The sequence below is a fragment of the Bacillus sp. FSL K6-3176 genome, assembly GCF_038003325.1.
Lineage (GTDB): Bacteria > Bacillota > Bacilli > Bacillales > Bacillaceae > Bacillus > Bacillus altitudinis.
The window spans coordinates 2,853,479-2,871,109 of record NZ_JBBOOX010000001.1 but is presented as its reverse complement, the minus strand read 5'-3'; the positions used below and the strand labels follow the sequence as shown (position 1 = coordinate 2,871,109).

Sequence of the window (17,631 nt, the reverse complement as noted above, 5' to 3'; positions counted from 1 at the left end):
ATCCCGATGCACAAATTAAGCTTTAAAATCTTTTAGTTCATCACGTGTTGCAGGGATTTTCACTTCACCCTTGATGATTTTTTGTTTCCATTCTTCGACTTTCTTCAATACATCTTTATCAAGATTCTCTTGAGATGGAGAGATGTCAACGCCGCCTTCTTTCAGACCGTACGTGATGACTTCGCCACCAGGGAATTTACCTTCTTTTGCTTTTGTTGTTAAGTCTTGTACCGCTGTGTCTACTTTCTTAATCATAGAAGTAAGAGTGACACTTTGTTTTGTTCCAGGTACTTTACCTTCGTCATACTGGTCTTTATCAACACCGATAACCCAAACATTTCGATTTGGATCTGCCTTTTTTAAATTGGTTGCTTCTGTAAAGACACCAGTTCCAGTACCTCCAGCTGCATGATAAATAATGTCAACGCCAGATTTGTACATACTTTCAGCTGTTGCTTTACCGATGTCTGCTTTATCGAATGCACCAGCATATTTCACTTCAACTTTTGCTTTTGGATTAGCTGCTTCAACGCCTGCACGGAAACCAACTTCGAATTTTCTGATTAATTCAGAATCAACGCCGCCAACAAAACCAATTTTGTTTGATTTTGTAGAAAGAGCCGCTGCAACACCTACAAGGAAGGACCCTTCGTTTTCGTTAAATGTAATACTAGCTACGTTCTTCTTATCAACAACTGCATCCACAATTGCAAATTTGGAATCTTTTCGCTGATCAGCTATTTTAGAAATGGCACTCTCCATTTTATAGCCGATACCATAAATCAGGTTAAATTTTTGTCTAACAAGTGTATTTAAATTTGTTGGATAATCTGCATCCGTTTTGGATTGTAAGTAATCAAAGCCGTTTTTACCTTTTGTTAAATTGTTGTCTTTTCCAAATGCTTGTAAACCTTCCCAAGCAGATTGGTTAAACGATTTGTCATCGACACCACCGACATCAGTTACCATTGCAACAGTGAATTGATCTTTATCTTTTTTGTTTTCACCGCTGTTTGAGCCAGAGTTGCCGCATGCTCCAAGGATGGTTCCTGCTGCTACGACTAAGGACAATGCAAGTCCAATTTTGCGCTTCTTCAAAACATAACCCCCTATAAAATTTAAAAGTTTCAGAAAAGTCTCGCGAAAAAAGACCGACTCTTGCCTTCTCTTATCCTTGTGAAAAGGGTATTTTATCCTGCATTCTTTTAAAATTGATGGAAACAGGAGAGAAGATGTAAGACATCAGACTTATATCTCGTTGAACTAATCAATCATAATTTATCATTTCCCATCGAATAAATAAATAGAAATTTGTTTTATTTTTAAAAAAATGTTAAAAGGCTAAATTCGATGTCTTTTTATGTGCTGAAATATGATATAATGCCGCTTTTATGATGTGCTCTACTACAGTGAAACCGCTGATATCAAGGGGTTTGTGACATCGTATGCCATAAAAAAACATCTGGCCTTTGTGAAAGGTCAGATGTGTCAAATTAAAGATATTGCTGTATCAAATTCATGTTGCTTGTATTCAGTTTATATTGGAAAACAGGGCGGCCGATTGTCCCGTATGCCATCTCCACATCAACCACTTCGATATCCTCAAGAAATTTCAAATATTTTCTAATCGAAACTTGGGAGATTTCAGTATGATTGGCTAGGTCTTCGGTCGTGAAAGCCTGCTGACCGAATGATTGAATGCTTGTCCAGATGAGTTTGAGTGTGCTCTTAGTCAGGCCTTTTGGCAGCAGGACTTTTTCCGCCTCTGCTTTTTTATGAAAAAGCTTTGCGTCTAAATCATTTTGCGAGATGCTGTTCATCGTTTGGTATAGGGCATGTTTTCTTTTGTATTCTGCCAGTGCTGATTGGAAGCGTTCAAACTCAAAAGGTTTGATTAAATAGTCGACAGCTCCGTTTCGCATCGTTTGCTGTACGACATCCACTTCATTTGCAGCTGAAATGACGATGACGTCAACGGAATGATTTTGCTGACGAATTTCTGATAATAGGGCGAGCCCATTTTGTCCAGGCATATAAATATCAAGCAATACAAGGTGAATGATTTCTGATTTTAAGATGTCTAGTGCCTTTTGAAATGAGGTGGCAATCCCTTTTAATTCAAATCCTTCTATTTGGGTCAAGTAGCGTTTATTCAGCTCCCCGACCATTGGATCATCTTCTACGATCAACACATTAATCATGTGAATCCTCCTTTTGTTTATATGGAATACGGAGACTAAAGGTCGTTCCTTCTCCTTTTTCGCTTGTGACGATCATATGTCCGTTCAGTTTTTTGATGCTTTGGTCAACAAAATAAAGGCCAAATCCTCTGTCTTCTCCTTTTGTTGAAAAGCCTTGATCAAACATAATGTCCTGTTCTTCTTTTGTCAGACCGACACCTGTATCTGTAATTTCAATATGAAGCTGCTCTTGGACATATCTGAATGAGATGGAGATATTTTTGTTCTCTGTATGGGAAACGGCATCGAGTGCGTTATTTAACAGATTACCGATGACCGTAATAAGGTCATGTGTGACTGCTGGGTCCTCCGAGTTTGGTACCTGTGTACTGCAATTGACTTCTAAAGCTGCGCCTTGTTCTCTGATGTAGCTTTGTTTTCCTAGTAAAAACCCGGCTAAGACTGAGTTTTTCACATGGTTGATGATTTCATTTGTTTCTGTCTGCTGATAAATCGCAATATCTTTAATATAGGTGCCAAGGTCATCATAGTTCTTTAGCTGGACCAATCCTAAAATGACATGGAGCTTGTTCATAAATTCGTGTGACTGGGCACGAAGAGCATTGGCATACATCTTCACCCCGCTCAGCTGCTCAGCCAGGTGTTTGACTTCTGTTTTGTCACGGAAGGTTGCGATCGCTCCGACAATTTCCCCTTTTACCGTAATCGGCACCTCATTAAAGACCAGCTCCAATCCGTTCATTCTGACATCGCGATCAAGCAGCGGTTTCCGTGTTTCGATTACTTGCTTTAAGCCGCTTGAAGGAAGAAGAGCCTGTACATCTTGTTCTCTAGGGTCAACCATAATGCCCATATTATGAAAAAGACGTTTAGCTTCTGCATTTGCCAGCTTGATTTTACCGTGCTGATCAACGGCAAGAATGCCTTCTTTTGTTGATTCTAGCATAGCGCTTCGTTCTTTTAATAAGGTGGCAATTTCATCTGGCTCTAGTCCAAACATAATCTTCTTTACTTTACGTGCCACAATGAGTGCGCCGATAATGCCAGATAAAAGGCTAAGCGATGTGACAAAGTAGAGCGGGAGCAGGCTTTGATGAATAATTAAATCAATTTCCTTTAATGTAATCCCAACTGCCACAGCCCCGAGCTGCTTGCCATCTTGGTTGTAAACAGGAACAAAGGCACGCATGGACTTGCCAAGTGTTCCAGATGCGGTACTAATATGTTCTTTACCCTGTAATGCCGGTTTTTCATCACCGCCAGCAAACCGCTTCCCAATCTTTTGCGGATTCGGATGTGTTTTGCGGATACCGTTCATATCCATGACGACAACGAATTCGGTTTTGGTAATACGCTGAACACTTGTTGTATATTTTCGCAGTGCTGTATATGATTGATCTTTTTCCAATGATTTTGCTGTGATCGGAGCCTCTGCCACCATTTTGGCAGTGGAGAGGGCGATATCACGTTCCTGCTGATGAATATTTTTGGCTGTTTCTGACCAGATCGTAAAGAATGTGATACAGAGGGAGATCAGGACAACAATACAGACAAAGATCGTCAGCCGTGTTTGCAGTCTTAAAGTTTTTTTCACGAGTATACCCCTAACGCGCAATTTTTTCGTAATAGTAATACTTTAACGGGAAAATGTAAGTTTGTGAAGGAATGTACGTGCAAAATCACAAATTTGATTTAGATTCCAGTTTACTTGGAAAGCATCTTGTCAATCCGTTTTAAGTGAGCCATAATAAAAATGAGCTTATGAGAAAGGATCTATTTATGAAAAATACATATTTGACTGGATATTTTCCGCTGATTTCGATTTTGCTATTCAGCTCTGCCTTTTCTATTTTTACAGTAGGTATCACGACTGACTTCTTGACCCAAGCAGGAATTTTAAAAGGAATGCTGGAATTTTTCTCTGAACAGGGCATTCGTCTTGCTTTATTTGCCGCATTTGCACTTGTTTATTTTATGATTTTATCTGCTTTAAAACTCATTGCAGATACGGTGTTAGAGTTGGCGCTGCTCTTTTTTGCAAAGGACCCTGAAGGGGAGAACTTAAAGAAAATTCGGATTGCATCGGTTGTCTATTTGTTTGCCAGCTTACTTGCATTTCTATTGACGCAGCAGCTTATTCTGCTTGTTGGGCTTTTTGTTTTAGCAAGTCTCGTCTATTTTATCTGGGTTGTGGTACGCATTTATCAATCACTTTCCATGCTGAATTTAATTGGGTTTATGATGTTTAATCTGCTGTTTTGGGCCACGTTTTTGATCGGCATTTTGTACTTATTTATTAAGCTTTATAACAGTGTGATGGCGAGTCTGCCAGCTTAATCAGACGAAAGAAAGCATCCTCCGATGATGGAGGATGCTTTTTTATGGAAGAAACCGCTTCTGAATATCAGGTGTAGGCATCATACAGGATGTTTTTTGACCAAACCATTTGTAGCGATTCTTTGCAATGAGTTGATAAAACCAGTCACGGATTGGTCGAGGGATCGCGAGGAGTAAATAGCTCCATCTGTATATCCCTTTTAAATGCCGCGCCGCTTTTAAGATGCCTGTTGACTTCATATAAAGGGTCCCATTTTCAATATAAATGAATGAATTGAACTCATCTAAAGGCAAGCCGTTTTCTTTTAAAATACGCTGCCCTGTATCTGATTGTAAAGAAGCAAACATCATCCGCTCATTCGGGTCGCGCTTGATGATAAACTGAACAGCACCACTGCACACGTTGCAGACACCGTCAAATAAAATGAAGTGAGAGGGTTGTGTTGAATGCATCGCAATCAAACCTCCTGTTTATCTAGCGTATTGCATAGTTTGTTTCCAAATACGTAAGTGCGGACTTGAACTATAAATAGATTCAACGGTTCCTCTATCTCTTCCTACCCATACACCCATTGTGTATTGATCTGTCAGGCCAACAAACCAAATGTCTTTGTAGTCATTGGATGTGCCTGTTTTTCCCCCAATGTAAGGAGAATTGAAATTCGCCTTTTTCCCTGTTCCACTTTTCACAACAGAGGCAAGCAGCTTGCGCATTGTTTCATTTGTACGCTGAGAATAGATTTGCTTCGGCGACTCTTTCCACTTGTAAAGGGTTTTGCCGTTTAAGTCTGTGACCTTTGTAATGGAGTGATTTCGTGTATAGGCACCTTGATTGCCAAACACGGTATATGCATCGGTTATTTCTAGCGGTGAGAAGCCTTTTGTAAATCCTCCAAGTGCAGAAGGGAGGCGGTAATCATCTGCGACAATATGTTCGAATGAAAACTTTTCTAAATAGCTGAAGCCTTTTTTGACACCGACTGTATCAAGCATACGAATCGCTGGTGTATTGTAAGAGTTCTTAAAGGCTGTTTCAAGTGTTACAGTTCCATACGTTTTATGATTATAGTTTTGCGGGCAATATCCGCTACTGCAAAACTTGCCGGCACTGATTTTGCTTGATGCCGTGGCACCGGTTTGATCGATATAAGGGCCATAATCTAACAGCGGCTTAATGGCGGAACCTGGTTGTCTTTGCGCTTGATAGGCGTAGTTGAAATCAAACTTTTTATAATTCTTCCCGCCAGCAAGTGCGACAATTTGATGGGTTTGGTGGTTAATGACTGCTGAACCGCCTTCCACACCTTGATAAGGCAATTGTGCATTGAGCTGATAGACCGCTCTTTGTTGTAAGGAAGGGTCTAGTGCTGTATAAATCTTCACACCATCTTGAAGCAATGCACTGACCTTTTCTGATAATTCTTTTTGAATTGCCTTTTTTGCGCCAGCTGTTTTGGCTTTTTTCAATCGTTTTGTAAAGCCTTCGTGATCAGACACCAGATCGGTAAATTCTTCATTGGCGTATGTCACATAGTCAGGGTAAAGGTTTTTCTTTTCACTTAAGGACAAGCTGATTTTTTCTTTCACTGCTTTTTTGTATTGCTTCTTAGTAATGACACCATCTTTTTCTAAAATACCAAGCAGCCGTTCCTGGCGTTTTTTTGTATGTTTGAATTGTTTCAATGGGTCATACAGCGTAGGGTTGTTAGGAATCGCAGAAATAAATGCCATCTGTGCAAGCGTCAAAGAACTAAGCGGCTTATCAAAATAGTAATTAGCCGCAGAACCGACACCGTAAACCCCGTTACTGAAATAAATCGTATTTAAATAGCTTTCGAGAATTTCCTCTTTTGTAAATTTTCGCTCGAGCTCATAAGAATAGAGAAGTTCTGTAAACTTTCGGCTGAATGAACGTTCATGACTTAAATATAAATTACGGGATAACTGTTGTGTGATGGTGCTAGCGCCTTGGCTAATGCCATGGTTTTTCACATTTGCGGCAAGGGCACGAATCACGCCCATAAAGTCAATGCCTTTATGGTCATAAAAGTTGCGGTCCTCTGATCGGAGGAACAGCTCCTTGACGGAATCAGGAATTTTATCGTACTTCACGAAAACACGGTTCTCATCGTTTGATACGATCTCAGAGATAAGAGAACCATCTCGATCATACATATAACTGTTTTGGGAAAAGTCTACCTTTTCCAGCTTGATTTTTTGATCAAGCACTTCGTTAACAGGTTTTACACTTGCGGCTTCTTCCTTTGATAGATAAAAAGTCAGAACAAATAATGGAATGAGGGCAACAAGTAATAACCATCCAATGATTGCACGAAACATGAGGTCACTCACTTTCTTCGGATTTCTAGCCATATCGTACCATTCTTTTGCGATTACGAGAAGGTTATTTTTAGAAAAGAATAGACGTGAAGTCTAGTAAACAAGGCATTTAGACAGAAGAAAAGAGTATCTGATGATGGATCAGACACTCCTCTCTTTTGTCTTTGATTGTGAGCGGACCGCCCATAAAAATAATGCCCCGAAAAGGAAAATGCCGGCGGTAACATAAAAGACAGCTGGAATTCCGTAATGACTCGCCACAATGCCGCCTATAACGGGTCCGACGACATTTCCAAGAAAGCGGAAGCTGACATTGTAACCAAGCACTTCCCCTTGCATAGAGGCAGGCGCTTTGATGCGAATGTAGGCCGTCGTACAAGGAATGATGCCACCTAGTGCCATCCCGTATAAGAAACGGAAGATGACTAACATCCCGTAGGAATCTGCCATCGCTTGCGGGATAAATAAAATGGAGGAGAGGATGAGAAGGGCAAGCAGCACCTTATCGTGACCAATACGATCTCCAAGGTCTCCCCATTTCCGTGTAAACAGCAAATTGCCAAGCCCCGTTGCAGAAAACGCCAGTCCTGCATAAAAGGCAAGGTTGACTGGGCCGTGTAAATCATGAATGTACAAGGCTAAAAGCGGCTGAATACTAAAGTTCCCGACTTGCGTAATAAATGTGAGAAGCATGGTGACCACAAGCAAAGGCTGTTTGAAAATATGGACAAGGACGTCCTTCCGTGAGTAAGAAACCCGTTTTGCTTCTTTTGAACGGATCGGCTGTTCTTTCACACCGAAGATAATGACAATCGCTGACACATATATGACAGCAGCTGTTAAGAAAAATGTATAAATGAATCCGACACTGTCTGCCATAAATCCACCCATTAATGGACCAAATAACCCTCCGGCGACATTACTCATCTGCATTGTACCAAGGGTCTTACCGGCTGTTGCCTTTTCGGTCTGTGCAGAAATCAGTGCCATCGAAGTCGAAATAAAGCCTGTCACAAGCCCCATGAAAAGCCGTAACGCAAATAGTTGATAAACGGTTTGAACAAGCCCCATTAATAAAATGCTTGTTGCAATCCCAATGCCGTTAATGAGCAAAATCTTTTTATAGCCATGCCGGTCACCAATCCGTCCCCAAATTGGAGAAATGAGAAAGGCTGTTAAAAACGTAACCCCAAAGACATAGCCGCTCCATCTTTGAACAAATTCATTCGAATAACTGCTATCAAGAGACTCTATGTAAAGTGATAAAAAAGGGACGATCATTGTAATGCTGGCAGATACAAAAAAGTTCACAAACCACATGATGTACAAGTTTTTCTTCCTGTTTGTGATAAAGACCACCTTCTTTATTTATTTCGTGTTCCTTAATAATTATAAAGGAAAATAAACGATCTTTCATCTGATGAATAGGTTGGGCATAGTGAATCTGCATTATTTTCACGAAAATGAAGTGATTTCAAAGTCCGTCTTAATATAATAGTAGCAGGATGGAAAACAGACGAGAAAGTGGGGTGAGACTGATGGAACAGAAGACGCTGCTTGTGGTCGATTTTGAATTTACGATGCCTGATGGGAAATATCATCCGCAAAATTTTTTCCCGGAAATCATTGAAGCCGGTGTCGTTAAAGCATCAAATGAAACGATCATAGACACATTCTCAAGCTATGTCAAACCGAAAAAGTTCCCGAAGCTGACAAAGCGCTGTAAATCGTTCCTTGGCATTACGCAGCAGGATGTAGAAAGCGGGATTTCTTTTGAGGCGTTTATCGAGAAGCTCGTGTCACTCGATGGGGGAGAAGACTGTGAGATTATCACATGGGGAAATATGGACATGAAGGTACTGAAGCAAAACTGTATGCTCAATCATATTGGTTTTCCTTTTAAGGGGAATCAAAGGGATCTGGCTTTTGAATATAAAACCTTTTTTGGGGATAGAACACTCACAGGACTTCGGAAAGCAGCTAAGGAGTACGGCAGTGAAGGAGCTGGTAAGCATCATAAAGCACTCGATGATGCCATGACCACTTATCAGCTGTTCACCCTTTTTGAAAAAGATCGATCCTATGTGGAAAATCCGCAAACAACCAAAATTGGTGAACTCATTGACTTCTCTCACTTTTTTGATTCGGCAGATTAGCGGGCGTCTTCTGGAAAATAATCTTTTTCAAGAGAAGAGAGGCACGCTCTTGATTTTTCAGCCCACTTGGAATCATCCGCACTGAGCCCTTTTTTCAATTTGTCTACGGCGTCTTTCAGTGATACTTGATAATCAGGTATGTCGCCATCATAAGGCTTGACCATATGATGAGGGATGTTCGTCTGTTCCCTAAAGGCCAAAGCCCGTCTTTCCTGAAAAAAAGGTACGTCCGCTTCTTTTGGATGATGCAGGTCACCTTGAGTGGGGTGTGTTAAAACCGCTTTTACTTGAACGAGATAAGTAGATGGTTTAACGGCTGTCACTTCCCCAATGTAAACACCTGTTTTGTAAAAACCTTTCACGATTTGTCCAATCTGAATGTCTGTCATATGAAATTCCTCCATTTCCTTCGCATAAGAAGGTATTTCCTTTCTTTTAGCCAATATAGTGAAGTAAACGAGCAAAAGGGGGAAGAGCGGAACATGTCGTTCATCATATTCTTTCTACTGTATTTTCCTGAAGATAAAAGGGAGTATATCCCTGCGGCAATCACGACGGTGCTTTTCTTTGCTGCTGCATTTATTTGCTTTCGTCTGATCGTTCGTGCTTCTAAGAAGCAGGAGCAGATCGATGAAAAAAGGACAAAAAAAATGGATTGATCATTTTCTTCTTGTATCTTCAGGAAACTTCACGGTGACTGTTGTACCAGACTGCAATGAGCTTTTGAAACGAATCGTTCCATGATGATTTTCAATGATGGAAAATGTCACTGTCAACCCAAGCCCTGTTCCTTTATTTTTCAATGTGTAATAGGGTTCACCAAGCTTTTTCATTTGGCTTTCTGACATGCCTACACCGTTATCAACGAAATAAAGGCAGATTCGATGATTTTCTTTTGAAGCAAACAGTTCGATTTTACCTTCGTGTTCGGGCGCTGCTTCGATTGCATTTTTGATTAAATTAATCATGACTTGTTTGATTTTCGTTTCATCACCTTGGATGTATAAGTCTGGTTCAATCGATTGATGAATCGTGACCGACTTAAAATTCGCATAGGATGTCATCAGCGATGCACATTCTTCAAGTAATTTAGATAAATTGAGAGACTCAATTTGATAATAATTTTGTTTCGCAATATCAAGATAGCTCGTAATAATATCCTGCGCACGGTCAAGTTCAGATAAAACGAGATTTTTATAATCTTTATTGGTTGACGGCTCTTTCGTATTGTCACTTGAAAAGAGCAGTTGGATAAATCCTCTCACCACCGTCAGTGGATTGCGGACTTCATGGGCGACACTTGCTGCCAGTTCACTCACAATCGTCAGTTTCTCTGATTGGACAAGCTGTGTTCTCATTTGCGCATTCTCTTTCACAAACTCAATGGAATAAATACTCAGCACAAGAAAGAATATGTAGTAAAGAGTTGAGAAAAATAATTCGAGCAGCTTTTGCTGCATAATGAATGCAGGGCTGTACTCTATTAAGCTGACCACAAGCAGTCCAATGTAAATAAACATCCCTTTTGATAACGCAATCAGGACTCCGTATAACAGCTTTCTCTGCTTAGAATATAGGCGCCATTTCCGGTAAAGCAGGAAAGGAATGAAAAAGTAAATCGGTACAACAATCAATCCAACCCATAAAAAAGAGCCATACATCACGAACTTTACGGTTGAACTAACCAAGATAGCGACGATTCCGGCGGTATATCCCCCGTATAAAATAGCCAGTACAAGGGGAATTGATTGAAGCCCAGTCTGCAAATCTAAAATCGAACCAACTGGATACATAATACATAGTGCTGATGAAATGGATGCAAATATGGTGATGAGCAGTTTATTCGTTTTAGGGAAATGAGCAGGGGTCCGGCTTAGCCATAGTGCATGATATAAAAAGATTGGAAATAGAATAAAAGATACATGGAGCAGAAAATCCTTGAACATTTCCATTTAAATGCTCTCCTCGTAAATAATTGTAATTCCTCTCATTATATCATTTCATGTACAAAGTAGATATGATAATAGGAGGGTTTTTTTCTTTAAAAAGAACACCCGTTAGGATGTTCTTTTGATAGAAATGGTTTTATTCGGATGATTGAGTGAATGCTTGATGAAGGCGCTTCAGACCTTCTTTCACTGTTCCGGCAGGACAGCCTAGATTCATTCGAATAAAGCCGTCTCCTTCATGCCCATATACGTTTCCGAGCTCTAGTATGACCTTGCCCTTTTTCAGCAGATTACGTTTCAATTCTGCTTGAGTGAGCTCATAATCACGAATATCCAGCCACAATAGATAAGAAGCATCTGGTTTCATATAACGCATGCTCGGCAGATATTCATCAATATAATCCATTGCGATCTTCATATTATTTTCGAGATAAAGAACAAGTGAATCAAGCCACTCATCTCCGTGGCGATAGGCCGCCTCCATGGCAGGAATCGCAAAGGCATTCAGTTTAGACAATCCATTTCTTTGCACTTCATTGGTGAAAAGGGTTCTTTTTTCTTCATCAGAAATGATAATGGCAGATGCCTGAAGACCAGCTAAATTAAATGTTTTACTCGGTGCAATACACGTTACCGTGATGTTAGCTATCTCATCAGAAAGGCTGGCAAAAGGCACATGCGGCTGCCCGTAAAGCATCAGATCGGAATGAATTTCATCTGACACGACGGTCACACCGTACTGTACACATAAATCTCCTACACGCTTTAATTCCTCTTTTGACCAAGCTCTCCCTGAAGGATTATGCGGATGACAAAGAAACATCAGCTTTGCTTCTGGTTTGCTTAATTTCTTCTCTAAATCATCAAAATCCATCATGTAACGGTTGTTTTCTATTTTTAAAGGGTTGGTTGAGACGATACGTCCGTTTCTTTCAATCATTTGATAGAAGGGCGTATACACCGGTGACTGAATGACCACTTCATCATTCGGAGCTGTAAAGGCTTGTACCGCAAAACTAAGTGCTGTCACGATACCTGGTGTGAAGGTGACGGCATCTGTTTGTATCGTCCAACCGTGTCTTCTTTTGACCCAGTCAGCTACTGCTTGCTGCGTATCCTGATCCTGAAATGCATAGCCGAATACGCCGTGATCTAATCGTTCTTTTAAAGCATCAAGCACGACTTGGGGCGCTTTAAAATCCATATCTGCTACCCACATTGGCAGCGCATCTGTTGTCAGGAATAAAGACTCTGCTTGATCCCATTTGACTGATTTTGAACCTTTACGTATGATCTGTTCGTCGAAATTCATGAAACCCACCTCTAGCCGTTTTTCAACCATTCTTGGTTGTGCTAAAATAAACATCACAAAATTTATTATAAGCGGTGATCCCCATGAAAGATAGTCAAGCTGTAGAAGAGATGATTCAAATCATTAAGGCATGGGACCCTTTTCAGTATGGAGAGGACTTTTACGAAACGGAGCCTGCTGACGTCATCAGTGCCTTATACGACGCAGAAGACCCGTTATCTTTCGCGAAAGACATTCAAGCCATTTACCATCACTCATTTGATCAGCTTCTTCCGATGGAAAGCTGCCAGCATATCGCAAATCAGCTTTTTATCATAAGAGAAAGTAGCTCCTGCTCGTTTTAAGACAGGCTGAAATGACCAATTTGATCAGACACAAAGACCGGATTTTCCTCAGGGATGAGGTGCCCGGTTTTTTTTAATGCGTGAAAGGTTGAATGCGGCAGATCTTTGTGCAGTCTTTCGCCAATTTGAATAGGAACGATCCGGTCTTCCTCCCCCCAAATCAGCAGGACAGGTGTCTCCATTTTCTTTAAGACATCTGACGCTAAATCGCCTTCCCTATGCCGAATCAAACGAAAAATACCTCTGAAAATTTGGTCATCTGAAAAAGGCTTTAAATATCCGTCTACCATCTCTTGATCAATAATCGAATGATCATGCACAACAGCGGTTAAATTTTTCATAATACCTTGCTTGAACAACTTTCTTTTTAAATAGAGATAAAAATAAGGAATATATGTGCTGTAAACAAGCGACTTTTTGGACTTATTCATATACCCTGAACTGCATAAAAGAACAGCTTTTTCAAATAGGTCGGGACGCTCAGAGGCAGCATATAAAGCAATTTGTCCCCCCATGGAATGCCCCACGAGGATCGCATGCTGAATCTGCAAATAACCAGCTAGTTCAATGATGATTTTTGCCATGTTGCGATAGCTGTAAATGAACGTATTCGATTTTTCGGACTGCCCGAATGGAGGCAGATCAATCGCAATTAAATTGAAGTCTTGTTTCAGAAGCGGGATGAGCTTTCGATAGCTGAAGGTAGATGAGAAAAGGCCGTGAATCAAAATCAATGTCTTCTTACCTTCATTTGGATAGTGTTCGTAATAGATATCTAAACCGAATTTACTTTTCATATAGGATGGCTGTACAATGTCCACACTCATCAACTCCGATATTTGATACTCACTCTCTGTTAGGTGACTGTATTGTACCCTAAAAAGTGGATTTTAAGCTACGATTAGAATCTTTTCCCTGCTTAGCATAATGGGAAAAACGTGCTATAATGTTCAGAAGATTTTTTAAAACTAGCTTTTTACAATCAGAGGTGTGAAATCAATGAAACTAACCGAAAAAGAAACTGAAATATTAGAGATTTTAGATGAAAACAGCCGCGCCGATTTAAATACAATTGCAAAAATGGCAGGTGTGACATCAGAAGAAGCAGAAGCCATTATTCAAAAGCTCGAAGATCAAAAAGTCATTATTGATTATTCGACCATGATTGACTGGCGAAAAGTAGACGGACACGAAGGCGTTACAGCGATGATTGATGTGAAAGTGACCCCAAAAAGAGGCGTCGGTTTTGATGAAATTGCTGAACGCATTTACAGGTTCCAAGAAGTGGAGTCCGTGTATTTAATGTCAGGCGTGTATGATTTATCTGTTGTGATCAGAGGAAGATCCATGTCTGATATCGCCCGCTTCGTATCTGAAAAATTATCGACACTTGATTCTGTTGTTTCAACCACTACCCACTTTATTTTGAAAAGATATAAGCATGATGGGAAAGTCTTTGAAACAGGGGACGATGACAAAAGAATCGTGGTGTCTCCTTAAATGAAAAAGTCTTATTTATCTGAAACGGTACAAAGCATTCAGCCGTCAGGTATTCGGAAATTCTTTGATTTGGCAGCCACAATGGAAGGGGTTATCTCCCTCGGCGTCGGCGAACCGGATTTCGTGACAGCTTGGAATGTGAGAGAAGCCAGTATTATGTCTTTAGAGCAAGGACTGACCTCTTATACAGCAAATGCTGGGCTGCTCTCTTTGCGAAAAGAATTGAGCCATTATTTATATAAGCGGTTTCAAATTGAATACAGTCCTGAAGAAGAACTCATTATTACCGTTGGCGGCAGCCAGGCGCTTGATTTGGCCTTTCGCGCCATTTTAAACAACGGGGACGAAGTAATCATCCCTGAGCCTTGTTTCGTCGCATATGGGGCTCTGACGACACTTGCGGGCGGTGTACCGGTTTATTTAAGTACATCGGCAGAAAAAGATTTTAAAGCCGATTCTGCTGATCTTCGTACGAAGCTGACGCCGAAAACAAAAGCCATCTTGCTATGCTCTCCATCAAACCCAACAGGGTCTGTTTACTCGAAAGAAGAGCTTGAAGATATTGCTCAGTTTGCAAAGGAGCATGATCTTTTAATCATCACAGATGAGATTTATGCAGAGCTGACGTACGATGAAGCTTTTACGAGTGTGGCGGCGATTCAAGATATGAAGGAAAGAACGATTTTGATTTCAGGCTTTTCCAAAGGGTTCGCTATGACGGGGTGGCGCTTAGGCTATGTGGCAGCACCGCCAATCCTCCGTGATGCCATGCTGAAAATACATCAATATTCTATGATGTGTGCACCAGCTATGGCACAATATGCCGCAGAAGAAGCATTAAAAAATGGACTTGAAGATGTGGAGAAAATGAAGAAAAGCTACAGAAGGCGCCGTAATTTGTTTGTCGGCTCTCTCAATGAACTTGGACTCACTTGCCACCAGCCAAACGGAGCGTTTTACGCTTTCCCGTCCATTAAAAGCACAGGCATGACTTCAGAACAATTTGCCGAGGAGCTGCTGCTTAGCGAGAAAGTAGCGGTTGTCCCTGGAAATGTATTCGGTCCAAGTGGTGAAGGACATATTCGCTGTTCATATGCATCATCACTCGATCACTTGCAGGAATCACTTTCAAGAATCCAGCGTTTTTTGCAGAATAGACAAGTGAAAGAAGAGGCACCTGCTATCTTAAAATAAAAAAAGGCATCAATCCATCTGGATTCATGCCTCTCAAATTAGGGGGGAATACTAGAAAGCATTCTTGTTTTCAGGTATTCCCCCTTTTGAACGGATCTAAACCCAATTAAAAAATATTTTGCGTAAAAGACCGTTCTGTGATATAGTTTTTAATTGCGTATAAACGAATATTAAAACATTTATTTAGGAGTTGTTATCATGGCGACAAAGTTTGAAGTAGGCAGTGTTTACACTGGTAAAGTAACAGGATTACAAGCGTATGGTGCGTTTGTTGCATTAGATGAAGAAACTCAAGGGCTTGTGCACATTTCTGAAGTGACACACGGTTTTGTAAAAGACATCAACGAGCACCTTTCAATTGGTGACGAAGTACAAGTGAAAGTTCTTTCTGTTGATGAAAATGCTGGTAAAATCAGCCTTTCTATCCGTGCAACGCAAGAAGCACCTGAAAGAAAAGAAAGCAAACCAAAGAAACAAAGACCACAGCAAGTGAAAGAAGAAGCTGCTGCACCACAAGGTTTCAATACACTGAAAGATAAACTTGAAGAGTGGATTGAGCAATCAAACCGTAAAGACCTTATCAAGAAATAAAAAAAGCACCGCTTCAAACGGTGCCTTAGGCTGCCTCATAGGCAGTCTTTTTTTATGTCTTTTTCATTAGCGGACCTCTGGATTTGGCTCGTCACGGCGGACAGCTTCTTCACTAGGTTTGAACAACAGACCAAGATTGACAAGACCTGCAATTCCAACAAGACCATAAATAATACGTGATAATGCAGCACCTTGACCGCCAAAGATCGCTGCTACTAAGTCAAATTGAAAAAAGCCGATTAGTCCCCAGTTAATAGCACCGATAATCGTGAGCACGAGGGCAATACGTTGAATAGCACTCATCGTGATTCCTCCTTTCGCTACAGTATCAATACATTTATATTTTGCAGATTTTTAGCCAAACTATGCGTAAGAAAATGGATGAAAGCAAATTACTTTACTTTTGGAATGAAAGAAGCGCATAATGTAGCGCGAGGAGGAGATCACATGGATCGATTTACTTATTGGAACCCAACGAAATTAATTTTTGGAAAGGGAGAAGTATCAGCCCTTTCAGATGAACTAAAACACTACGGAAAAAACGTATTGCTTGTATATGGTGGAGGCAGCATTAAACGAAATGGCCTTTATGACCAAGTTGTCAGTATCTTAAAAGAATCAGGAGCTACAATTACTGAGCTTGCTGGTGTTGAGCCAAACCCGCGCTTAACAACGGTTAGAAAAGGGGTTGAGCTTTGCAAAGAGAACCAAATTGATTTTATTTTGGCAGTCGGCGGCGGTAGTGTCATTGACGCTACCAAAGCGATCGCAGCTGGTGCGAAATATGATGGAGATGCATGGGATATCGTCACTCGTAAGCATGTCCCAATGGAAGCCATCCCATTTGGTACAGTATTAACACTTGCGGCGACAGGTTCTGAAATGAACTCTGGCTCCGTCATCACAAACTGGGAAACAAATGAGAAATACGGATGGGGCAGTCCAGCTGTCTTCCCTAAATTCTCTATTCTTGACCCAGTCAATACATTTACTGTGCCAAAAAACCATACGATTTATGGCATGGTCGACATGATGTCTCACGTGTTTGAACAATATTTCCATCACACGGAGAATACACCTTACCAAGATCGTATGTGTGAAGGACTTCTTCGTACGGTCATTGAAACAGCACCGAAGCTGATCAATGATTTGGAAAACTATGAGCTTCGTGAAACGATTTTATTCACAGGCACCATTGCACTGAATGGAATGCTTTCAATGGGTGCACGCGGAGACTGGGCATCTCACAATATTGAGCATGCGGTATCTGCGGTGTATGACATCCCTCATGCAGGCGGACTTGCGATCTTGTTCCCGAACTGGATGAAACATGTCATTCAAGAAAACCCAGGTCGCTTCAAGCAATTAGCAGTGCGTGTATTCGATGTAGACTCTGCGGGCAAAACAGACGAAGAAGTTGGCTTAGAAGGAATCGAAAAACTTTCTGCTTTCTGGACAAGTCTAGGCGCACCAAACCGTTTAGCTGACTATGACATCAACGATGAGAAAATTGATCTGATTGCAGACCGTGCAATGGCACGTGGTGAATTTGGCCAATTTAAAAAGCTGAACAAAGAAGATGTTCTAGCTATTTTAAACGCTTCTTTATAATCGAACATGGAAAAGATAGCTGCTTTTAAGCAGTTATCTTTTTTGAGTTCTGCATGTACATATGTTACAGTAGTCTTTCATGTTTTTTGGATATAA

Annotated in this window: 19 protein-coding genes; 8 read left to right on the top strand and 11 right to left on the bottom strand. The window is 40.8% G+C overall.

What is annotated here, in order from left to right:
* Positions 1 to 15: 15 nt before the first annotated feature.
* The 3 genes from MHB38_RS15045 to malK all read right to left on the bottom strand — a co-directional run bounded on the left by MHB38_RS15045 (position 16) and on the right by malK (position 3,795).
* Positions 16 to 1,098, bottom strand: a complete 1,083-nt coding sequence (locus MHB38_RS15045; RefSeq protein ID WP_025207900.1) for a BMP family lipoprotein — start codon at positions 1,096 to 1,098, stop codon at positions 16 to 18.
* A gap of 395 nt (positions 1,099 to 1,493) precedes the next feature.
* A complete protein-coding gene (locus MHB38_RS15040) occupies positions 1,494 to 2,201 on the bottom strand; it encodes a response regulator (protein WP_050826562.1) in 708 nt (235 codons plus the stop codon).
* A complete protein-coding gene (gene malK / locus MHB38_RS15035; protein WP_017367953.1) occupies positions 2,194 to 3,795 on the bottom strand; it encodes a malate sensor histidine kinase MalK in 1,602 nt (533 codons plus the stop codon). The genes MHB38_RS15040 and malK overlap by 8 nt, the downstream gene beginning before the upstream one ends.
* Before the next feature lie 185 nt (positions 3,796 to 3,980).
* On the opposite strand from malK, the gene MHB38_RS15030 reads away from it, so the two are divergent.
* Positions 3,981 to 4,538 carry a YufK family protein gene (locus MHB38_RS15030; RefSeq protein ID WP_017367952.1) on the top strand — a complete coding sequence of 186 codons (558 nt, stop codon included), beginning with the start codon at positions 3,981 to 3,983 and terminating at the stop codon, positions 4,536 to 4,538.
* A 42-nt stretch (positions 4,539 to 4,580) separates the two neighbouring features.
* Here the strand turns inward: MHB38_RS15030 and MHB38_RS15025 are convergent, their stop codons facing one another.
* From MHB38_RS15025 to MHB38_RS15015, 3 genes are all read right to left on the bottom strand, one after another.
* Positions 4,581 to 4,991 (bottom strand): thiol-disulfide oxidoreductase DCC family protein, encoded by a 411-nt coding sequence (locus tag MHB38_RS15025; protein ID WP_017358953.1) that lies wholly within the window; start codon positions 4,989 to 4,991, stop codon positions 4,581 to 4,583.
* Between the two features lie 18 nt (positions 4,992 to 5,009).
* Complete coding sequence (locus MHB38_RS15020) at positions 5,010 to 6,911, bottom strand: transglycosylase domain-containing protein (RefSeq protein WP_216942732.1); 1,902 nt, start codon at positions 6,909 to 6,911, stop codon at positions 5,010 to 5,012.
* A gap of 108 nt (positions 6,912 to 7,019) precedes the next feature.
* Positions 7,020 to 8,198 carry an MFS transporter gene (locus MHB38_RS15015; protein WP_220482436.1) on the bottom strand — a complete coding sequence of 393 codons (1,179 nt, stop codon included), beginning with the start codon at positions 8,196 to 8,198 and terminating at the stop codon, positions 7,020 to 7,022.
* A gap of 218 nt (positions 8,199 to 8,416) precedes the next feature.
* Between MHB38_RS15015 and kapD the strand changes: the two genes are divergently transcribed.
* Positions 8,417 to 9,034 carry a 3'-5' exonuclease KapD gene (gene kapD / locus MHB38_RS15010; RefSeq protein WP_008345814.1) on the top strand — a complete coding sequence of 206 codons (618 nt, stop codon included), beginning with the start codon at positions 8,417 to 8,419 and terminating at the stop codon, positions 9,032 to 9,034.
* Here the strand turns inward: kapD and MHB38_RS15005 are convergent.
* Positions 9,031 to 9,423 carry a kinase-associated lipoprotein B gene (locus MHB38_RS15005; protein ID WP_017358956.1) on the bottom strand — a complete coding sequence of 131 codons (393 nt, stop codon included), beginning with the start codon at positions 9,421 to 9,423 and terminating at the stop codon, positions 9,031 to 9,033. The two genes, kapD and MHB38_RS15005, sit on opposite strands and share 4 nt — an antisense overlap.
* 93 nt (positions 9,424 to 9,516) lie before the next feature.
* Between MHB38_RS15005 and MHB38_RS15000 the strand changes: the two genes are divergently transcribed.
* Entirely contained in the window at positions 9,517 to 9,693 is a 177-nt protein-coding gene (locus tag MHB38_RS15000; RefSeq protein WP_008345810.1) for a hypothetical protein, read from the top strand.
* Here the strand turns inward: MHB38_RS15000 and MHB38_RS14995 are convergent, their stop codons facing one another.
* Both MHB38_RS14995 and MHB38_RS14990 read right to left on the bottom strand, forming a co-directional pair.
* Positions 9,694 to 10,986, bottom strand: coding sequence for a sensor histidine kinase (locus tag MHB38_RS14995; RefSeq protein WP_017358957.1), 1,293 nt, complete (start codon positions 10,984 to 10,986; stop codon positions 9,694 to 9,696).
* Between the two features lie 133 nt (positions 10,987 to 11,119).
* Complete coding sequence (locus MHB38_RS14990; RefSeq protein WP_212356996.1) at positions 11,120 to 12,295, bottom strand: MalY/PatB family protein; 1,176 nt, start codon at positions 12,293 to 12,295, stop codon at positions 11,120 to 11,122.
* A gap of 83 nt (positions 12,296 to 12,378) precedes the next feature.
* Here MHB38_RS14990 and MHB38_RS14985 point away from each other — a divergent pair, with 83 nt between their 5' ends.
* Positions 12,379 to 12,639 carry a DUF1871 family protein gene (locus MHB38_RS14985; protein ID WP_025207895.1) on the top strand — a complete coding sequence of 87 codons (261 nt, stop codon included), beginning with the start codon at positions 12,379 to 12,381 and terminating at the stop codon, positions 12,637 to 12,639.
* Here MHB38_RS14985 and MHB38_RS14980 read toward each other — a convergent pair.
* The gene (locus MHB38_RS14980; RefSeq protein ID WP_017358960.1) at positions 12,636 to 13,460 is read right to left on the bottom strand and encodes an alpha/beta fold hydrolase; all 825 of its coding nucleotides are present in this window, start codon (positions 13,458 to 13,460) and stop codon (positions 12,636 to 12,638) included. The two genes, MHB38_RS14985 and MHB38_RS14980, sit on opposite strands and share 4 nt — an antisense overlap.
* A 178-nt stretch (positions 13,461 to 13,638) precedes the next feature.
* On the opposite strand from MHB38_RS14980, the gene MHB38_RS14975 reads away from it, so the two are divergent.
* From MHB38_RS14975 to yugI, 3 genes are all read left to right on the top strand, one after another.
* Entirely contained in the window at positions 13,639 to 14,139 is a 501-nt protein-coding gene (locus MHB38_RS14975; protein ID WP_007500517.1) for an Lrp/AsnC family transcriptional regulator, read from the top strand.
* On the top strand, positions 14,140 to 15,333 hold the full coding sequence (locus MHB38_RS14970; RefSeq protein ID WP_050826559.1) for an aminotransferase: 1,194 nt from the start codon (positions 14,140 to 14,142) through the stop codon (positions 15,331 to 15,333).
* Positions 15,334 to 15,531: 198 nt separating this feature from the next.
* On the top strand, positions 15,532 to 15,924 hold the full coding sequence (gene yugI / locus MHB38_RS14965; protein WP_008345795.1) for a S1 domain-containing post-transcriptional regulator GSP13: 393 nt from the start codon (positions 15,532 to 15,534) through the stop codon (positions 15,922 to 15,924).
* Between the two features lie 66 nt (positions 15,925 to 15,990).
* Here the strand turns inward: yugI and MHB38_RS14960 are convergent, their stop codons facing one another.
* A complete protein-coding gene (locus tag MHB38_RS14960) occupies positions 15,991 to 16,227 on the bottom strand; it encodes a DUF378 domain-containing protein (RefSeq protein ID WP_008345792.1) in 237 nt (78 codons plus the stop codon).
* Positions 16,228 to 16,371: 144 nt separating this feature from the next.
* On the opposite strand from MHB38_RS14960, the gene MHB38_RS14955 reads away from it, so the two are divergent.
* Complete coding sequence (locus tag MHB38_RS14955; RefSeq protein ID WP_060832596.1) at positions 16,372 to 17,535, top strand: iron-containing alcohol dehydrogenase; 1,164 nt, start codon at positions 16,372 to 16,374, stop codon at positions 17,533 to 17,535.
* Positions 17,536 to 17,631: the final 96 nt, after the last annotated feature.

What these genes read in the sequence shown, in the direction of transcription:
- MHB38_RS14995 (WP_017358957.1), bottom strand. Translation starts at nt 10,986, where the DNA reads ATGGAAATGTTCAAGGATTTTCTGCTCCATGTATCTTTTATTCTATTT.
- MHB38_RS14970 (WP_050826559.1), top strand. Translation starts at nt 14,140, where the DNA reads ATGAAAAAGTCTTATTTATCTGAAACGGTACAAAGCATTCAGCCGTCA.
- yugI (WP_008345795.1), top strand. Translation starts at nt 15,532, where the DNA reads ATGGCGACAAAGTTTGAAGTAGGCAGTGTTTACACTGGTAAAGTAACA.
- MHB38_RS15005 (WP_017358956.1), bottom strand. Translation starts at nt 9,423, where the DNA reads ATGACAGACATTCAGATTGGACAAATCGTGAAAGGTTTTTACAAAACA.
- kapD (WP_008345814.1), top strand. Translation starts at nt 8,417, where the DNA reads ATGGAACAGAAGACGCTGCTTGTGGTCGATTTTGAATTTACGATGCCT.
- MHB38_RS15015 (WP_220482436.1), bottom strand. Translation starts at nt 8,198, where the DNA reads ATGTGGTTTGTGAACTTTTTTGTATCTGCCAGCATTACAATGATCGTC.
- MHB38_RS14985 (WP_025207895.1), top strand. Translation starts at nt 12,379, where the DNA reads ATGAAAGATAGTCAAGCTGTAGAAGAGATGATTCAAATCATTAAGGCA.
- MHB38_RS15025 (WP_017358953.1), bottom strand. Translation starts at nt 4,991, where the DNA reads ATGCATTCAACACAACCCTCTCACTTCATTTTATTTGACGGTGTCTGC.
- MHB38_RS15040 (WP_050826562.1), bottom strand. Translation starts at nt 2,201, where the DNA reads ATGATTAATGTGTTGATCGTAGAAGATGATCCAATGGTCGGGGAGCTG.
- MHB38_RS15020 (WP_216942732.1), bottom strand. Translation starts at nt 6,911, where the DNA reads ATGGCTAGAAATCCGAAGAAAGTGAGTGACCTCATGTTTCGTGCAATC.
- MHB38_RS14990 (WP_212356996.1), bottom strand. Translation starts at nt 12,295, where the DNA reads ATGAATTTCGACGAACAGATCATACGTAAAGGTTCAAAATCAGTCAAA.
- MHB38_RS15000 (WP_008345810.1), top strand. Translation starts at nt 9,517, where the DNA reads ATGTCGTTCATCATATTCTTTCTACTGTATTTTCCTGAAGATAAAAGG.
- MHB38_RS15030 (WP_017367952.1), top strand. Translation starts at nt 3,981, where the DNA reads ATGAAAAATACATATTTGACTGGATATTTTCCGCTGATTTCGATTTTG.
- MHB38_RS14960 (WP_008345792.1), bottom strand. Translation starts at nt 16,227, where the DNA reads ATGAGTGCTATTCAACGTATTGCCCTCGTGCTCACGATTATCGGTGCT.
- MHB38_RS14975 (WP_007500517.1), top strand. Translation starts at nt 13,639, where the DNA reads ATGAAACTAACCGAAAAAGAAACTGAAATATTAGAGATTTTAGATGAA.
- MHB38_RS14955 (WP_060832596.1), top strand. Translation starts at nt 16,372, where the DNA reads ATGGATCGATTTACTTATTGGAACCCAACGAAATTAATTTTTGGAAAG.